17 protein-coding genes and 1 tRNA gene are annotated in these 16030 nt (G+C 71.9%); 7 read left to right on the forward strand and 11 right to left on the reverse strand.

From position 1 onward, the window contains the following. Positions 1 to 87: 87 nt before the first annotated feature. Positions 88 to 606 (reverse strand): hypothetical protein, encoded by a 519-nt coding sequence (locus tag QE392_RS12810; protein WP_307452290.1) that lies wholly within the window; start codon positions 604 to 606, stop codon positions 88 to 90. Between the two features lie 293 nt (positions 607 to 899). Between QE392_RS12810 and QE392_RS12815 the strand changes: the two genes are divergently transcribed. Together QE392_RS12815 and QE392_RS12820 are read left to right on the forward strand one after the other, a co-directional pair. Beyond that, positions 900 to 1454 carry an RNA polymerase sigma factor gene (locus tag QE392_RS12815; RefSeq protein ID WP_307452292.1) on the forward strand — a complete coding sequence of 185 codons (555 nt, stop codon included), beginning with the start codon at positions 900 to 902 and terminating at the stop codon, positions 1452 to 1454. Further along, entirely contained in the window at positions 1451 to 2527 is a 1077-nt protein-coding gene (locus tag QE392_RS12820; protein ID WP_307452295.1) for a DUF4349 domain-containing protein, read from the forward strand. Before QE392_RS12815 ends, QE392_RS12820 begins: the two co-directional genes overlap by 4 nt. A 451-nt stretch (positions 2528 to 2978) precedes the next feature. On the opposite strand, the gene QE392_RS12825 is transcribed toward QE392_RS12820, so the two are convergent. Beyond that, positions 2979 to 3054, reverse strand: a tRNA-Glu gene (locus tag QE392_RS12825). A 186-nt stretch (positions 3055 to 3240) separates the two neighbouring features. Here QE392_RS12825 and QE392_RS12830 point away from each other — a divergent pair. Further along, complete coding sequence (locus QE392_RS12830) at positions 3241 to 3879, forward strand: MBL fold metallo-hydrolase (RefSeq protein ID WP_307452297.1); 639 nt, start codon at positions 3241 to 3243, stop codon at positions 3877 to 3879. Between the two features lie 180 nt (positions 3880 to 4059). Here the strand turns inward: QE392_RS12830 and QE392_RS12835 are convergent, their stop codons facing one another. Genes QE392_RS12835 through QE392_RS12850 form a run of 4 tightly spaced genes read right to left on the reverse strand, consistent with a single transcriptional unit; the run spans position 4060 to position 8196 of the window. Continuing rightward, positions 4060 to 4329, reverse strand: a complete 270-nt coding sequence (locus QE392_RS12835; protein WP_243498132.1) for an HPr family phosphocarrier protein — start codon at positions 4327 to 4329, stop codon at positions 4060 to 4062. A gap of 28 nt (positions 4330 to 4357) precedes the next feature. Next, entirely contained in the window at positions 4358 to 6430 is a 2073-nt protein-coding gene (locus tag QE392_RS12840) for a PTS fructose transporter subunit IIABC (protein WP_307452299.1), read from the reverse strand. Between the two features lie 18 nt (positions 6431 to 6448). Further along, complete coding sequence (locus QE392_RS12845) at positions 6449 to 7414, reverse strand: 1-phosphofructokinase family hexose kinase (RefSeq protein WP_307452302.1); 966 nt, start codon at positions 7412 to 7414, stop codon at positions 6449 to 6451. After that, on the reverse strand, positions 7411 to 8196 hold the full coding sequence (locus QE392_RS12850) for a DeoR/GlpR family DNA-binding transcription regulator (protein ID WP_307452304.1): 786 nt from the start codon (positions 8194 to 8196) through the stop codon (positions 7411 to 7413). The genes QE392_RS12845 and QE392_RS12850 overlap by 4 nt, the downstream gene beginning before the upstream one ends. A gap of 242 nt (positions 8197 to 8438) precedes the next feature. On the opposite strand from QE392_RS12850, the gene QE392_RS12855 reads away from it, so the two are divergent. Genes QE392_RS12855 through QE392_RS12870 form a run of 4 tightly spaced genes read left to right on the forward strand, consistent with a single transcriptional unit; the run spans position 8439 to position 11309 of the window. Next, positions 8439 to 8966, forward strand: a complete 528-nt coding sequence (locus QE392_RS12855; protein ID WP_307452307.1) for an ABC transporter substrate-binding protein — start codon at positions 8439 to 8441, stop codon at positions 8964 to 8966. Positions 8967 to 8974: 8 nt separating this feature from the next. After that, on the forward strand, positions 8975 to 9487 hold the full coding sequence (locus tag QE392_RS12860; protein WP_307452309.1) for an ABC transporter substrate-binding protein: 513 nt from the start codon (positions 8975 to 8977) through the stop codon (positions 9485 to 9487). 56 nt (positions 9488 to 9543) lie between these two features. Continuing rightward, positions 9544 to 10539, forward strand: coding sequence for a FecCD family ABC transporter permease (locus tag QE392_RS12865; RefSeq protein WP_307454143.1), 996 nt, complete (start codon positions 9544 to 9546; stop codon positions 10537 to 10539). Further along, positions 10536 to 11309, forward strand: coding sequence for an ABC transporter ATP-binding protein (locus QE392_RS12870; protein WP_307452311.1), 774 nt, complete (start codon positions 10536 to 10538; stop codon positions 11307 to 11309). The genes QE392_RS12865 and QE392_RS12870 overlap by 4 nt, the downstream gene beginning before the upstream one ends. Before the next feature lie 347 nt (positions 11310 to 11656). On the opposite strand, the gene QE392_RS12875 is transcribed toward QE392_RS12870, so the two are convergent. The 5 genes from QE392_RS12875 to QE392_RS12895 form a co-directional block, all read right to left on the reverse strand. Next, positions 11657 to 12076, reverse strand: coding sequence for a hypothetical protein (locus QE392_RS12875; protein ID WP_307452314.1), 420 nt, complete (start codon positions 12074 to 12076; stop codon positions 11657 to 11659). 109 nt (positions 12077 to 12185) lie between these two features. Continuing rightward, on the reverse strand, positions 12186 to 12392 hold the full coding sequence (locus QE392_RS12880; RefSeq protein WP_307452316.1) for a hypothetical protein: 207 nt from the start codon (positions 12390 to 12392) through the stop codon (positions 12186 to 12188). Positions 12393 to 12443: 51 nt separating this feature from the next. After that, positions 12444 to 13412 (reverse strand): ABC transporter ATP-binding protein, encoded by a 969-nt coding sequence (locus tag QE392_RS12885; RefSeq protein ID WP_307452318.1) that lies wholly within the window; start codon positions 13410 to 13412, stop codon positions 12444 to 12446. Continuing rightward, positions 13409 to 14842 (reverse strand): ABC transporter permease, encoded by a 1434-nt coding sequence (locus QE392_RS12890; RefSeq protein WP_307452321.1) that lies wholly within the window; start codon positions 14840 to 14842, stop codon positions 13409 to 13411. Before QE392_RS12890 ends, QE392_RS12885 begins: the two co-directional genes overlap by 4 nt. Before the next feature lie 128 nt (positions 14843 to 14970). After that, complete coding sequence (locus QE392_RS12895; RefSeq protein WP_307452323.1) at positions 14971 to 16011, reverse strand: iron ABC transporter substrate-binding protein; 1041 nt, start codon at positions 16009 to 16011, stop codon at positions 14971 to 14973. Positions 16012 to 16030: the final 19 nt, after the last annotated feature.

A 16030-nucleotide genomic window follows, 5' to 3' on the forward strand; every position in this document is an offset into this window, starting at 1 on the left:
GCGGGCTTATGAAAGTAGTTCGCGTGTTTCGGGGGCTGGGCGTCGCCTGATGCTCCGACGAATGACCGGCAGACGGCCCGAGCGCCGTCAGATCTCGGCGGTGCTCGACACCACCCGCTGCAGCACGGCGTGGCGGTCGGTGCGCCAGCGCTGCGAGAAGGAGTCGGTGAACTCCATGCTCTCCACTACGTAGCCACCGGTGACCGTGTACGGGCGAAGCGTTCCCTCGTACTCGCTCGGCGGCATTCCGAAGCCCCATGGGGCCTTTCCCTTGCCGCGGTCGGACTCCAACGGCACGAAAAGGCGACCCGGAGGCAGTGTCACCAACTTGAGCGTCGGCTGGACCTCCTTGTGAACGGTCGCGACGACGTCGACGGAGTAGAAGGTCGCTCCGCTGTCGTTCGCGATCAGCACCCCGTAAGCCCGGTGCTCGGGGTCGGCGTCGGTGACGGCCCACGCCGACAGTCGGGTGGCCTGACTCTTCTCCTCGCGGTCACGCTCCTGCGCGCGACTCTTCCTGTCACCGAGATAGCTGAGCGCCGCGAAGCCGATCGCCAACGTCGAGATCCATGTGGGAAGGTCGCCCATCCACTGCAGTCCGTCCATGTTCCACTCCCTGCTCTGGCGCACATCGCACCCGGCCAGAGCCTCTCAGGCGGATGCCGCCCTCCGCAGATGCCCTCACGCCAGACTCACCGGCCCACCGCGTGACGACGCCGTCTCCGTTGCTTGTGGGCGGCGCAGCGGCTCCGTGCATTCACCCCGCTCCTCAGCCGAGACGATGCTCTCCTTCGCCCGCGCGCCGGAACGTGCTGCGGGTGTGAGACGTTCTCGCGCGCGGAGACACCTCTCAGTGAGAGAGTGCTCATGACGGCCCCGCGAGGGGCGGAACGGATGCCATGACCCACGACGTGATCGACGACAGGACGCTCGTCGCGCGTGCCGCCGGCGGCTCGGAACAGGCCTTCCGCGCGCTGTACCGCGCGTACGCGCGGCCCGTGTACTGGGTGGCATTCGGACTGGTCGCAGATGCCACCGACGCCGAAGATGTCGTGCAGGAGACGTTCGTCGTGGCGTGGAAGAAGATCCCGTCCCTGCGGCTGGAGGGTGACTCGCTGCTGCCGTGGCTCGCCACCGTGTGCCGGCTGCAGGCGCAGAACCGCCTGCGCGCCCGTCGGCGGCACAGCTCGCACGCGACGCTCGACCACGAGATCCCCGCGGTCGTCGACGTCGAAGCGCAGGTCGTTCAAGCGCAGACCGTCGCGGCCATCCTCGCGGCTGTCGACCGCCTCAGCGAGCTCGACCGGGAGATCTTCCGGCTGTGCGCCGCGGAGGGCTACGGCTATGAGGCCGCCGCGGCGAAGCTGGGCGTGTCGCATGGAACCGTGCGCAACCGCCTCTCCCGCATCCGGTCCCGGGTGCGCGCCACCGCGATGGAGACGGAGACCCCATGACCGGCCCGACCCTTCCCCCGCTGCCCGCCGAACGCATGGATGCCATCGAGTCCGCCGTCTTCGGACGCATCGCCGATGAGCGGCACCGGGTCCGCCGGCGCCGCCGCGCGATCTGGACGGGTGTCGGCGCGGCCGCATCCCTCGTGGTGGTCGCTGCCGTCGTCGGCCCTGCGCTGACTTCGACGCAGAGCGCCGGCGGGTCGTCGGCTGTCGGTGTCAGCGGCGCGGAGAGCGCCCCGGGGTTCCAGGAGCAGTTCGACCCGGGCAGCATCGTGGTCGTGCCGGAACAGGTCCAGCCCGTGCCGGGCCAGGATGCCGCCGGGTCGAGCGCCGTCCCGGAGGGATCCGCCACCCGTGATGCGGGCGCACGTGACATCGTCGCCACCGGGTCCAGCACGGTGCAGGTCGACGATGTCGCGGGGGCCATGGACGCCATCTCGGCCGCAGCAGCGGCGGTCGGCGGATACATCGAATCGTCGCAACTCGGCGACGGCGTGGTCGGCATCCCGTTCGAGGGCTCATCGACGACGCCCGATCCCTCGTCGGGGTGGATCACCGTGCGCGTGCCCGCCGAGTCGCTGACCCAGGTCATGGACGGCCTGCGCGAGGTCGGCGAGGTCACGGCCACCAGCGTCAACCGCTCCGACGTCACACAGCAGACCGTCGATCTGCGTGCCCGTGTCGCCGCGGGTGAAGCATCCGTCGCCCGTCTGACGGAGCTGATGGCCCAGGCCGCGTCGGTGTCCGACCTCATCACCGCCGAGTCGGCGCTGGCCGAACGGCAGGCGCAGCTCGACAGCGACCGGCAGGTGTTGCAGTCGCTCGAGTCGCAGGTGGCGATGTCGTCGCTGAGCGTGCAGGTCGACGCGCGGACCGTCTCCGTGACCGCCGACCCCGCCGGATTCGGCGACGGCCTGGCCGCGGGGTGGAACGGGCTCATCGCCACGCTCAACGGCGTCGTGATCGGTCTGGGCTTCCTGCTGCCGTGGATGGTCGTCGCCGGCCTGGTCGGCGCGATCGTGTGGGGCGTGCGACGGGCGATGCGGCGCCGGCGCGACGCACGCGCGGGGTGACCCGCGGCGGGGACGACCGTCGCGCATTCGGCTGGGAAGAAGGGAATCGGATGCCGAGCGGCTCGGCATCCGATTCTCTCCGCCGTGCCCGACTCCGCGCCGGCGGCGACGCCCCGACCCGCGCGGCGATGACCTTGCCCGTACACGTGTCGCCCCCTCCACACGCCGCTGCGCGGCGCGCGGAGCCTCCGGGCGAGGGGGCCCAACCCGCGCATGCGGCTCCTCGTCCTGCCGCGGCACCGGAACAGCAAAAAGGCCCCGACCATTCGGTCGGAGCCTTTTTGGTGTTGGTGACCCCAGCGGGATTCTCCCTTCGCCCCCTCCACACGCCGCTGCGCGGCGCGCGGAGCCTCCGGGCGAGGGGGCCCAACCCGCGCATGCGGCTCCTCGTCCTGCCGAGGTCGCCGAAACGAAAAGAGCCCCGACCTGATGGTCGGAGCTCTTTTCGTGTTGGTGACCCCAGCGGGATTCGAACCCGCGTTACCGCCGTGAGAGGGCGGCGTACTAGGCCGCTATACGATGGGGCCGCGTCGCAACTGTTCAAGTATGCATCACGAATGGCACGCACGCAAAATCGGCTCGGAACCGGTGCGATCCCGGGCGTGTCCCAGCACGGTACCGCGAACGCGCCGGTGAGGGAAGAGCCGTTAGACGGTGTTCACCCGCTACGCCACCGGTTGCCCCGCCGCTCCGGTGAGGAGTTGACTCGACGCATGCGTCTTACGAAGCACGAACACGCCGCCCTCGTCCTCGTCGAGTCGGGCCACTCGCTGGTCATCGACCCCGGGAGCTTCACGTCGCCGCTGGAAGGCCTCGTCGGCCTCGTCGGCGTCGTCCTCACGCACGAGCACCCCGACCACTGGACGCCAGAGCATCTCACGCGCCTCCAGGACGCGCATCCCGGGGTGCCGATCTACGGTCCGGAAGGCGTCGTGCAGGCGGCGGCCGGTTTCGACATCATCGCGGTCCACCCCGGCGACCGTCTGGACCTCGGTCCCTTCCACCTCGACTTCTCCGGCGGCGAGCACGCCGTCATCCACGAGTCGATCCCGGTGGTCGACAACGTCGGCGTCCTGGTGAACGATTCGCTGTACTACCCCGGCGACTCGTACACGGTGCCCAAGCACGCCAAGGTGAAGCTCCTCGCCGCCCCCGTCGGCGCACCGTGGCTGAAGATCGGCGATGCGATGGACTACGTCCTCGCCGTGAAGCCGGAGCGGGTCTTCGCGACGCACGACATGACGCTGTCGGTCGCCGGCAAGAAGATGGGCGACGCCCGCCTCACCTGGGCGGTGGAGCAGAACGGCGGCTCCTTCGTCGATCTGCAGCCCGGCGACACCGTCGACGTCTGAGCCGCGACAGGCCGCCACGGCCGGCGGCGGCAGCGGGGCACGGAATGTGCACCGGGGTGTCTTCCGTCTGCCCCGGTGCGCATTCCGTGACCCGGCGCGGGGGCCTGGGGGTGCCCGCACGAAACACCGGATGCCACGAGCCCTCAGGCCCGTGGCATCCGGTGTTCTGGCGCGAAGCGCTTACTGCGCGTCGAGGTCGGTCTCGAGAAGGGCGACGAGCTCGTCGAGCGCCTGCTCGGCGCCCTCACCCTCGGCCTTGAGCGTCACGACGGTGCCGTGACCGGCGCCGAGGCCCATGAGCGACAGGATGCTGCCGGCGTTGAGGTCGGCACCACCGTTCGCGGCGATGGTGACGGGGATCTTCTTCTCCTGCACGGCCTGCACGAAGAGCTTCGCGGGGCGGGCGTGGAGACCCGAGCTGCTGGCGATGGTGGCCTGACGTTCTGCCATGGTGATTCCTTCCGAACCGATGGGGGTCTTAGGCGGCGACGGGGGCTGCGGGTGCAGCCTCGGCGACGCTTGCGTCCTTGGTGGTGCGACCGATGCCCTTGAGGGCGACGACGATCAGCGCCGTCACGACCGTACCCACAATGATCGCGAGGGGGAAACCCCACACCGGGTTGATCGCGAACAGGACGAAGATGCCGCCGTGCGGAGCGTACGACTGCACACCGATGAGCATGCTCAGGCCACCGGTGATGGCACCGCCCACCATCGAGGCGGGGATGACGCGCAGCGGGTCGGCGGCGGCGAAGGGGATCGCCCCCTCGGAGATGAACGAGGCGCCGAGCAGCCAGGCAGCCGCACCGTTCTCGCGCTCGACCGGGGTGAACCGGCCGCGAGCGAGGATCGTCGAGGCCAGGGCCATCGCGAGCGGGGGCACCATGCCTGCGGCCATGACCGCGGCCATGATGAGGTACGGCGTGGTGTTGGTCTGGGTCGCCGCGGCGAGACCGGTGGTGGCGAAGACGTAGGCGACCTTGTTGACCGGGCCACCGAGGTCGAAGCACATCATGAGGCCGAGGATGACGCCCAGGACGATGGCGCCGGCGCCGCTGTTGGCGAGACCCGTGAGGCCGTCGGTCAGCGCCACCATGAGCGCGGCGATCGGGCGACCGAGGAAGAGGATCATCAGACCCGACGCGAAGATCGATCCGAGGAAGGGCACGATCACGACGGGCATGAGGCCACGCAGCCAGCGCGGGGCGTTGAAGCGACCGAGCCACCACGCGATGAACCCGGCGAGCAGACCGCCGATGATCCCACCGATGAAGCCGGCGTTCATGAGCACCGCGACGGCACCGGCGACGAAGCCGGGCGCGATGCCGGGGCGGTCGGCGATGGCGAAGGCGATGAAGCCGGCGAGCACGGCGACGAGGAAGCCCATCGAGGTCGCGCCGATCATGAAGGCGACCGAGCCGAGGTACTGTCCGAGCGGGCCGAACGACGACGTGATGTCCTCGGTCGGGAGGTCCCACAGGGAGTTCTGGATGATGACGTTGGCCGCGTTCTGCGTGACCTGGTACCCGCCGAGCAGGAAGCCCAGGGCGATGAGCAGACCGCCACCGGCGACGAACGGGATCATGTAGCTGACGCCCGTGAGCAGCCAGCGCTGGATGCGACGGCCGACGGACTGCTGCGCGACGGGGGCGTCGGAGGCGGATGCGGCGGCGGCACCGCCCTGGACGCGAGCGGCGTTGGGGTTCTCGCTGGCCGCGACGGCCTCGGCGATGAGCTGCTTCGGCTGCTCGATGCCCCGCTTCACACCCGCGCGGACGACGGGCTTGCCCGCGAAGCGCTGCGGCTCGCGCACGTCGACGTCGACCGCGAAGATCACGGCGTCGGCCTCGTCGATGACGCTCTGCGGCAGGGCCTTGTAACCGCTCGAGCCCTGGGGCTCGACCACGAGCTCGACACCATCGGTCTCGGCGCCGGCCGCCGTGAGGGCGTCGGCCGCCATGAAGGTGTGGGCGATGCCGGTGGCGCACGCGGTGACGGCGACGATCTTCTTCGTCTTCGTCGCGGTGCGGGCCTCGGCGCGCGTCGCGGCCGGGGCGGCGGCGGCGGGGGCTGCCGCGGCGGCCGGAGCGGGCTCGGCGGCCGGGGTGACGGCATCCGTGATGATGCGGACGGCCTCGCCGGGGTTCTGCGCGGCGCGCAGGCCCGACATGAAGTCGTCGCGCATGAGGCTGCGGGCGAGCTGCGACAGCACCGACAGGTGGGCCTCGTCCGCACCGGCGGGGGCGGCGATGAGGAACACGATGTCGGCGGGACCGTCGGGTGCGCCGAAGTCAACACCCGGCGCGAGACGGGCGAAGGCGAGGGTGGGCTCCGTGACCGAGGCGCTCCGCGCGTGCGGGATGCCGATGCCGCCGGGCAGGCCGGTCTCGTCTTTCTGCTCACGCGCCCAGGCGTCGTCGAACAGTTCTTGCGCGCTCGTCGCGCGGCCCTGCGCGACCACGCGCTCGGCGAGGGCGCGGATCACCGACTGCTTGTCGGTGCCCAGGGGCACGTCGAGAGTGACGAGCTCCGGAGTGATGATGTCGGACATTGTCAGTGACCTCCGTGGTCAGGATTCAGCGATAGGGGTGGCGAAGTCGGAGACGGCGATCGGTGCGGTGGGCAGATCGTCGGGCGTCGGGGCTTGCGTCCCCGGCAGGGTCGCGGCAGCGGCACCGTAGGCGATGCTGCGCGCGAGACGGTCGGGGGCGGTGGCCCCCTCGAGGTCGGCCAGCAGGTAGCCGGCGAGCGAGCTGTCGCCCGCGCCGACCGTGCTGGCGACCTGGATCTTGGGGGCCACGCCGCGCCAGGCGCCGTCAGCGGTGAACAGCAGAGCGCCGTCGGCACCGAGGGTCACGAGCGCGGAGGCCACGCGACCGGGAACGAGCGCGTGCGCGCGGCGCGCGGCTTCGACGAGCACGTCGGCGTCGGACGCGGCGTCTTCCGCGACCAGTTCGGCGAGCTCTTCGTGGTTGGGCTTGATGAGGTCGGGGCGGGCACGCTCGACGACGGCCGTGAGCGCCGGACCCGACGCGTCCACCGCGATGCGGGGGGCGTCCTCGCCCCAGCGCGCGCGGACGGCGTCGATGAGATCGGCGTAGAAGGTGAAGGGCACCCCCGGAGGCAACGACCCCGCGAGCACGAGCCAGGTCGCGCCCTCGGACGCCGCGACGACTCCCGCCACGAGAGCCTCGGCTTCGTGTGCGGTGAGCTCGGCGCCCGGCAGGTTGAGCTTGGTGGTCTCGCCGGCGGGGTCGGTGATCGTGAGGTTGGCGCGCGCCCGTCCGGCGACCTCGACGGTCTCGAGGGCGATCCCGGTGTCTTCGAGGAGAAGGCGGTAGGGGTCGTGGGCGTTGACCGGGACGACGGCCCGGGCGGGAGCACCCGCAGCCGCGACGACGCGGGCGACGTTCACGCCCTTGCCCCCGGCATCCTCGCGCGACGACACCGCGCGCTGCACCTCGCCCGGAGCGAGGACGTCGGGGAGAACGACGGCACGATCGGCCGAGGGGTTGGCGGTCAGGGTGACGATCATGCGACACGCACCTCGACATCGGCGTCGGCCAGGGCCTCTGCGAGCGGGGCGGGCGGTGCCGCATTGGTGACGAGCACATCGATCTCGTCGAGCCGGGCGAAGCGCACGAGCAATTCCTCTCCGAACTTGGCGGCGTCGGCGACCAGCACGATGCGGCGGGCCGACTGGATGATGGCGGACTTGACGGCGGCCTCGTCGGGGTCGGGCGTGCTCAGACCGAAGCCGGCGCTGAGGCCGTTCGTGCCGACGAAGGCGATGTCGGGGCGCAGCTGCGTGATCGCGTGCACCGTGTGCGCGCCGACCGCCGCCGCGGTCACGCCGCGAACGCGTCCGCCGATGACCGTGAGGGAGAGCTGCTCCTCCCCCGCGAGCAGGTGCGCCGTCTCGAGCGAGTGCGTGACGACCTCGACGCCCGTCGAGCCGGGTCCGAGAATCTCGGGCAGTGCCGCGGCGACGGCCGCGGGCGTGGTGCCGCCGTCGAAGAAGATCGACCCGCGGAAAGTGCTCCCGATCAGGGATGCCGCGTCCGCGGCGATCGCGCGCTTGGCATCGCCGTGGCGGTCGCGTCGTTCGGTCAGAGTCGTCTCGGCGGTGCTCGCGCGGTCGGTGCTCACGGCACCGCCGTGGACGCGGCGGAGCGAGCCCGTTCCTTCGAGGCGGTCGAGGTCGCGTCTCACGGTCTCGGTCGTGACGTCGAAGCGCCGGGCGAGGTCGACGACGCTGACGCGTCCGACATCGCGCAGTTCGCGCTCGATGAGCTGCTGGCGCTCCATTGCGTACACGGGATCCCCTTCGAAGATTCCCACACAGTACAACACAGGCACACAACTATCAACACATTCCCACACGCCCTGCCCCGCTTTCGCCGACATTCTGCGGGGCGGAACCGGTGGCGCCCGCATCCGCACGGGACGAGGAGGGAACGGACGGAGGGCACGGACTGCGCGAAACGGACAAGTGAGGCTATCCTTACCGACGGTCCGCCGTCGGGCCTCCTGTCACACGATCCCTACGGAGTTCCCGGATGCCACGCGCCCGCGCCCTCGTTCTGCCCCTCGTCCTCGCGGTCACCGCCGCCGTCCTCACCGGATGCGGCGCGTCGGAGGTCGTGCCCGATGCTTCGGCGGTCCCCGCCGGCGAGGGAGCGACGACCTACCCGCTGACGATCCAGAACTGCGGACGCGAGATCACCCTCGACGCTCCCCCCAGCCGCGTCGTCTCGCTCGATCAGGATTCGACCGAGATCCTGCTCTCCCTGGGGCTGCAAGACCGCCTCGTCGGCACGGCCTCGTGGACCGATCCCGTGCTCGACACGCTCGCCGAGGCGAACGCCGCGGTGCCCCGCTTGTCCGACAACGCACCCTCGTACGAGGTCGTGCTCGGCACCGACCCCGACTTCGTCACCGCCTCGTTCGGTCGGCATTTCGCGCAGGGCGGGGTGGCCACCCGCGACCGGTTCACCGAGACGGGGATCGCCTCGTACCTCTCCCCCACCGACTGCGACGGCGACGTCATGTTCAACGCCGGCGCGGACGTCGCACGACGGCGCTGACCATCGACGTGCTCTACGACGAGATCCGCGAGCTCGCACGCGTCTTCGACGTGACCGATCGCGGCGAGGCGCTGGTCGCGTCGCTGAAGGAGCGCGCCGCCGCCGCGACCGACGGCATCGACTTCGAGGGCCACTCGGTCGCCTTCTGGTTCGCCGACACGAAGACCCCGTACGTCGCCGGCGGGTTCTCCAACGCCGCGCTGCTGGCATCCACCACCGACATGACAAACGTCTTCGCCGACCAGAGCGACGACTGGCCCGCCGTGGGCTGGGAGAGCATGGTCGCGGCCGACCCCGACGTCCTGGTGCTCGGCGACCTGCAGCGCGACCGGTTCCCCGGTGACCGCCTCGACAACAAGATCGCCTTCCTCGAGAGCGACCCGCTCACCAGCACGATGACGGCCGTGAAGAACAAGCGGTACATCGCCCTGCACGGCGCCGAGCTCAACCCCTCGATCCGCTTCGTCGACGCGCTCGACAAGATCCGCGCGTGGTGGGATGCCAACGGGAGCACGCTCTGAGCGCCACCGTCGTCTCGCGCGCCCGGCTCGGCCGCGGCACCGCCGGTCGCGGGGCCCTGCTCGCCGGCTTCGGTCTGGCGGTGCTCCTGGTCTCGGTCGGCGTCTCCCTGACGCTGGGACCCGCGGATGTGTCGCTGGTGAATGTGCGCGACGTGCTGCTCAACCACGTGGGGTGGGCCGACATCCCGGTCAAGGCTGCGAAGAACGCCATCGTCTGGGAGGAACGACTCCCCCGCGCCCTCGTCGCCGCGTGCGCGGGCGCGGGCCTGGCCCTGTGCGGTGTCGTCATGCAGTCGCTGCTGCGCAACCCCCTGGCCGAGCCGTTCGTCCTGGGCGTGTCATCGGGAGCGTCGACCGGTGCGGTCGTCATCGGCGTGCTCGGGATCGGCGGCGGCGCGCTGGGGCTGTCGGGCGGCGCGTTCGTCGGCGCCCTGGTGGCGTTCGGTCTCGTCCTGCTCCTCGCTCGCTTCACCTCGGGCGGCACGTCGGGAGTCATTCTGGCCGGTGTCGCCGGCACGCAGTTCTTCTCCGCCCTCACCTCCCTGGTGGTGTTCGCCGTCGCCGACAGCGACGAGACGCGCGGCGTGATGTTCTGGTTGCTGGGCTCGCTCGAGGGCATGCGGTGGGACGACGTCGCCCTGTGTGCCGGCGTGGTGCTGGTCGGCGGAGTGATCTGCATCGCCGCCGCACGCGCACTCGACGCCTTCACCTTCGGTGACGACGTCGCCGCCTCTCTCGGCATCCCGGTCGTTCAGACCCGGATCGGCCTGCTCGTCGTGACGGCGCTCATGACCGCGGCGCTGGTCAGCGTCGTCGGCGCGGTCGGTTTCGTCGGCCTGGTCGTGCCGCACGCGGTGCGTCTGCTCGTCGGCCAGCGTCACGCCCGGGTCGTTCCGCTCGCCGCCGTCGTGGGCGCGGTCTTCATGGTGTGGGTGGATGCCGCCACCCGCACGTTCTTCGCGCCGACGCCGCTGCCGGTGGGCGTGGGAACGGCGATCGTGGGGGTGCCGGTCTTCGTCGCCCTGCTGCTGAGACGGAGGGGCCGCGCATGACGCTGGAAACCCGTGAGGTGCGTTGGACGCGCGGCGGCGCGCTCGTCGTCGACGGCGTCTCGCTGCGTCCCGACGCCGGGAGCACCGTGGGCCTGCTCGGCCCGAACGGCTCGGGCAAGTCGTCACTGCTACGGCTGCTGCAGGGAGCGGCCCGCCCCGACGACGGCGACGTGCTGCTCGACGACCGTCCCCTCGCCTCCTGGCGCCGACGCGACGTCGCCCGTGCGGTGGCGGTGGTGACGCAGCACGCCGAGACCGATGCCGACATCGTCGTCCGCGACGTGGTGCGCCTCGGTCGCACGCCCCATCGACCCGTTTGGGGCGGGTCCACCACGGGCGATGAGCAGGCGGTCGACGCCGCGCTCGAGCGCGTGGGCCTGACCGACAAAGCCGATCGCCTCTGGCACACGCTCTCGGGCGGCGAGCGCCAGCGGGCGCAGATCGCCCGCGCCCTCGCGCAGGAACCGCGCGAGCTGCTGCTGGACGAACCGACGAACCATCTCGACATCCGCCACCAGCTCGAGATCCTCGCGCTGGTCTCCGCCCTGCCCGTGACGAGCGTGATCGCCCTGCACGACCTCAACCTCGCCGCGACCTACTGCGACACCGTGCTCGTTCTGCGAGAGGGGGCGGTGGTGGCGGCCGGAGCGCCCGCCGACGTGCTCACTCCCGCCCTGATCGCCGACGTCTACGGCGTGCGGGCACGCGTGTTCCCGGATGCCGAGTCGAAGCGCGCGACCATCCTCTTCGACGGACCGCTGGCGCACTGAGCGGTCGGTGGACGCCGAGAGTCGTCCGCGTCCCCGCATCGCGACGGCGGGGCCGCGCCTGCTGACGGGGCCTCGATGCGTGAGGGGGCCGCGCCTCCTGACGGGGCCGCGCCTGCGGACGGGGCCCCGACGCGTGACGGAGCCGAAAGACTCGCCCCCCGACGCGTGACGGGACGCCAATGCCTCCACCGGCCGGAGTCATCGCCGTGGAGACGCCCGTCGCGGCGTCACAGCCGCCGGACGCGACAGCCCCCGGCATCCGCTACCGCTGAGCGATATGCCTGAGCCCGGCGTTTCAGACCGTGACATCGATACCCGTCCGCCCGAGGGAGAGGACTTCCTCCGCGTCAGTACTCGACGACGGTGATGGTGAACGCGACCGTTCGACCGTCGGGGCCCGTCACCGTGGCATCCGTCGTCCCGATGTCGCGCACGATGAATCCCGGACGGAAGACGGCGCCCTCCGACGGGCCGCCGGGCGAGAACTCGGCGATCGCCACGTCGGCGGTGGTGCCCATCCACTCCGCCTCGGTCCCGTCGGGAACGGCCAGCACCAGCGACGTGCCCCGGATGACGCGCACGTCGGTCCCGTCGAGGTCGGCCGGCACGACCGTCGTGGGCGGAAGCATCTGGTCCATCGGGGTGGCTGACGGAGTGGACGACGGGACAGTCGCTCCGGTGGGCGCGGTTTCGCTCACTGTCGGCGTGCAGCCGGCGACCATCAGCGGCAGGGCCACGGCGGCGGCGACGGCGATGGTGCGCTTCACGATGACCTTCTTCCCCGGCGGGCGGGTATCGCCCCGCTCGCTGCTCGGATGCTATCCCGCCCGGGCGTTCCCTCACGGGAGCCGAGGCGTGTCGCTCCCGCGGAGGCGGTCAGTCGCTGTCCGAGGTCGGCGCCTCGCCGTCGAGGGGGATCTCGACGGAGGTCGTCGAGGAAGCGACGAGTCCGAGCAGGCCCGTGGGGGTCGCGGTGGGCTCGTCGTCGGGAAGCAGCTCGGCCGAGGTGCGCGCCCGGAGCGGTTCGCCGGGCAGACCCGCCCACTCGCTCGGTTCCTCGGGCCGTTGAACGAAGAGTCCCATGCAGCCATTGTGCCTCGGCCGCCTGCTCGCCGGCGGGCGGCGGCATCCGCGTCACGACTCCCGCTCACCGAACAGGACGGGACCCCGCACCGCCACGCCGACCGATTCCTGCACGCGTGGGAGCGTCGCGTACCCGGACACCTCCACCGTCAGGCTCCCGCCGCCGTCGAGGACCACGTCCACCGAAGCGCGCGCGCCCTCGTCGCGCACGGCCCGCACGCGCGCCCGCACGGCCGCGGAGGGGTCGAGCACGAGCTGCTCCGGGCGCACCTGGCCGCCATGCCCCTTCCGGAGGGCGCTCGGCACCGGCACGAGATCGCCCGTCAGCGCCGCGACCTCCGGCGACGCCGGTGCGCGGTAGATCGCCGCGGGTGTCGCGAGCTGCGCCACCCGCCCGTCGTGGAACGCGGCGACCCTGTCGCCGGAGGCGAAAGCCTCGGCACGGTCGTGCGTGATGAGCACCGCGGCGACGCCCGCGTCGCGCAACAGGGCCAGGACGCTCTCGCGCACGCCCGCGCGCAGACCCGCGTCCAGGGCGTTGAACGGCTCGTCGAGCAGCACGACCGTCGGCTGCGGCGCGAGCGCACGCGCCACGGCCACACGTTGCCGCTGTCCACCCGATAACTCGTGCGGCATCCGGTGGGCGAGGTTCTCGAGCCGCACCAGGGCGAGCAGACGCCGCACGTCGGGATTCTCCGCCGCGCGCCGCGCCGGCACACCGCGGAGGCCGTAGGCGATGTTGGCTGCCACGGTCAGCCCCGGGAACAGCGCGCCCTCCTGCGCGACGAGTCCCACGCGTCGACGGTGGGCGGGCACGGCGGTGATGTCGCGGCCTCCCGACACGACGCGTCCGGAGGCGATCGGATGCAGCCCGGCGATCATGCGCAGGAGCGTCGTCTTGCCGCTCCCCGACGGCCCCAGCACCGACACGATCTCTCCGCGATCGACGTGCAGATCCACGTCGCGCACCACGGTGTCGGCGCCGTAGCCTCCGGAAACGGCGTGAAGGTCGAGGGTCATCGCGAGTCCTCCCCGATCGAACGGATGCCGCGGGCGACGGCGAGCGCCGGAACCAGCCCGACGAGGATGAGCAGCAGGGCGGGCAGGGCCGCCGCGCCGTAAGCGCCCACGCTCGTCGCACGCCACAACTCGGTGGCGAGCGTGTCGACGCCGATGGGTCGCAGCAGCAGGGTGGCGGGCAGTTCTTTCATCACCGCGGCCCAGACGAGCACGCCGCCGGCGAGCACGCCGGGTGCCGCGAGCGGCAGGGTGACGCGGGCGAAGACGCGGGGCGGCGGGTCGCCCAGGCTCAGCGCGGCGTCTTCGAGGTCGGGCCGAACCGCCGCGACCGCCGACCGTGCCGACCCGACCGCCTTGGGCAGGAACAGCACGACGTACGCCGCGATGAGCGCGGTGGGTCCCTGGTAGGCGCCCGGCGCGACGGCCACGGTCAACGACACGAGGGCCAGCGCCACCACCAGCCCCGGTATCGCGTGGCCGACGGAGGTGATCGCCTCGAGCACCGCCACGAAGCGCCCCCGTCGGCGGGCGGCGAGCCACGCGATCGGGAGGGCGGCCACGACGGTGACGCCTGCAGCGGTCACCCCGAGCGCCAGGGTCGTCGCGGTGGCGACGGCGAGGTCGTCGACGCCCGAGACGTACCGGTCGGCCCGGGGCAGGCGCGCCGCGAGGGCGGCCGGCGGAACGACGACGGATGCCACTGTCACCGTCGCGAGCGCCGCCGTCACCGCTGCCGTGGCGAAGGGGCCGAGATGGCGCCGCGCCGCGTCGACGACCCGGCCCCGCGCGTGTCGGGGCGACCGGCGCCGCAGGGCCCCCTCGGCGACGACGCACGCCACGGCCAGCCCCGCGAGCACCAGCGCCATCGCCGCGGACAGCGATCGGTCGAAGCCGCCGGCGAATTGGGCGTAGATACCGGTCGTGAGGGTGTCCACGCGCAGCAGCGCCGGGGCGCCGAAGTCCGACAGCGCGTAGAGCGCGACGAGCAGGGTGCCGGCGAGGGCCGCCGGCAGCACCTGCGGCAGGGTCGCCGTGACGAATGCCGCCCCCGGCGAGCGCCCGAGCGAGACCGCGGCATCCGCCACCGCCTGATCGGCGCGCACGAAGGCGGCCATCGTCGGCACCGTCACGTAGGGAGCGGTCGACAGCACGAGCACCCCCACGAGCGGACCGATGCCGGACAGGCCGGGAACGAGCCCCATCCAGCCGAACGCGGCGACGAAACTCGGAACCGCCAGCGGCAGGCACGCGGCGACGCGCCAGACTCCGCCCCACGGGAGTGCGACTCGCGTGAGCGTCCACGCCGTCGCGACGCCCAGGAGGAACGCCCCGGCGCTCGTCGCCAGCGTGACCACGATGCTCGTCGACAGCAGCTCCAGCGTGCGAGGCCGCAGCAGCACCGGCGCGAGACGCGCCGGATCGGCCGTCATCGCGCGCACGAGCAGATGAAGCAGCGGTGCCGCCGCGGCGAAGGCGACGACGACCGCGGCGCACAGCAGCGCCGGGGTACCCGCGCGAAAGGCACGGGCACCCCGGCGCGCGGGGAGGGCACGCAGAGTCAGAGCAGGCCTGTCGCCGTGAGCAGGTCGACGGTCTGCTGCACCGACGAGAGCTGAGCGAGGTCGATGTCGACACCGCCGAGCTCGTCGAGGGCCGGCACACCCGCCGGGGCTGCGACGCCGTCGACGAGCGGGTACTCGAAGGTCTCGGTCGCGAAGTACTCCTGCGCGGGGGTCGAGACGAGGAACTCCACGAACTCCCGAGCCGCGCTCGACTCGGAGCTGCCCGCGAGGATCCCCGCGCCGGTGACGTTGACGAGGGCCGAGACCGATCCGGGCTCGCCGAACTTCAGCTGGGCCCGCAGGGTGGTGGGGTCCTGCTCGGACCGCGCCCAGTAGTAGTGGTTGATCAGGCCGAGGGGTACCGCCCCGGTGTTGACGGCCTCGAGGATCTCGCCGTTCTTCGCGTACCGCTGCACGCCGTTCGCGACCATGGCCTCGACCCACTCGCTCGCTCGGTCCTCGCCTTCGGCGACGCGCATCGCGGTCACGAACGCCTGGAAGGACGCGTTCGAGGGGGCGACGGCGACCTTGCCGTTCCACTCCGGCTTCGTCAGCTCCCACACGTCGGCGGGGATCTCCTCCGCGGTGTAGCTCTGGCTGTCGTACGCGATGACGCGTGCGCGGCCGGTCAGACCCACCCAGGAGCCGTCGGTCGAGGTGTACTCCGCGGGGACGGCCGAGGTGATCCCGGTGGGCAGCGTCGCCAGCAGGCCCGCGGCATCCAGTGCTCCGAGCGAACCGGAGTCCTGCGACAGGAAGACCTGGGCGGGAGTGCGCTCGCCCTCCTCGAGGATCTGGGCGGCGAGTTCGGTGGATCCGGCATATCGCACCTCGACATCGATACCCGAGCTCTCCTCGAACTGCTCGATGAGGGGGGCGACGAGTTCTTCGTCACGACCCGAGTACACCGTGAGCGTACGCTCCTGGGCGGCGTCCGCGTCGGCGGGCGAGGGTGCGGCCCCCGAGCAGGAAGAAAGGGCGAGGGCGCTCACGAGGGCGAGCGCCAGGGCGCCGGTGACGGCGGTGATGCGGGGCATGGGGGCTCCTGTGATGGAC

The sequence above is a fragment of the Microbacterium proteolyticum genome, assembly GCF_030818075.1.
GTDB classification, from domain to species: Bacteria; Actinomycetota; Actinomycetes; order Actinomycetales; family Microbacteriaceae; genus Microbacterium; species Microbacterium proteolyticum_A.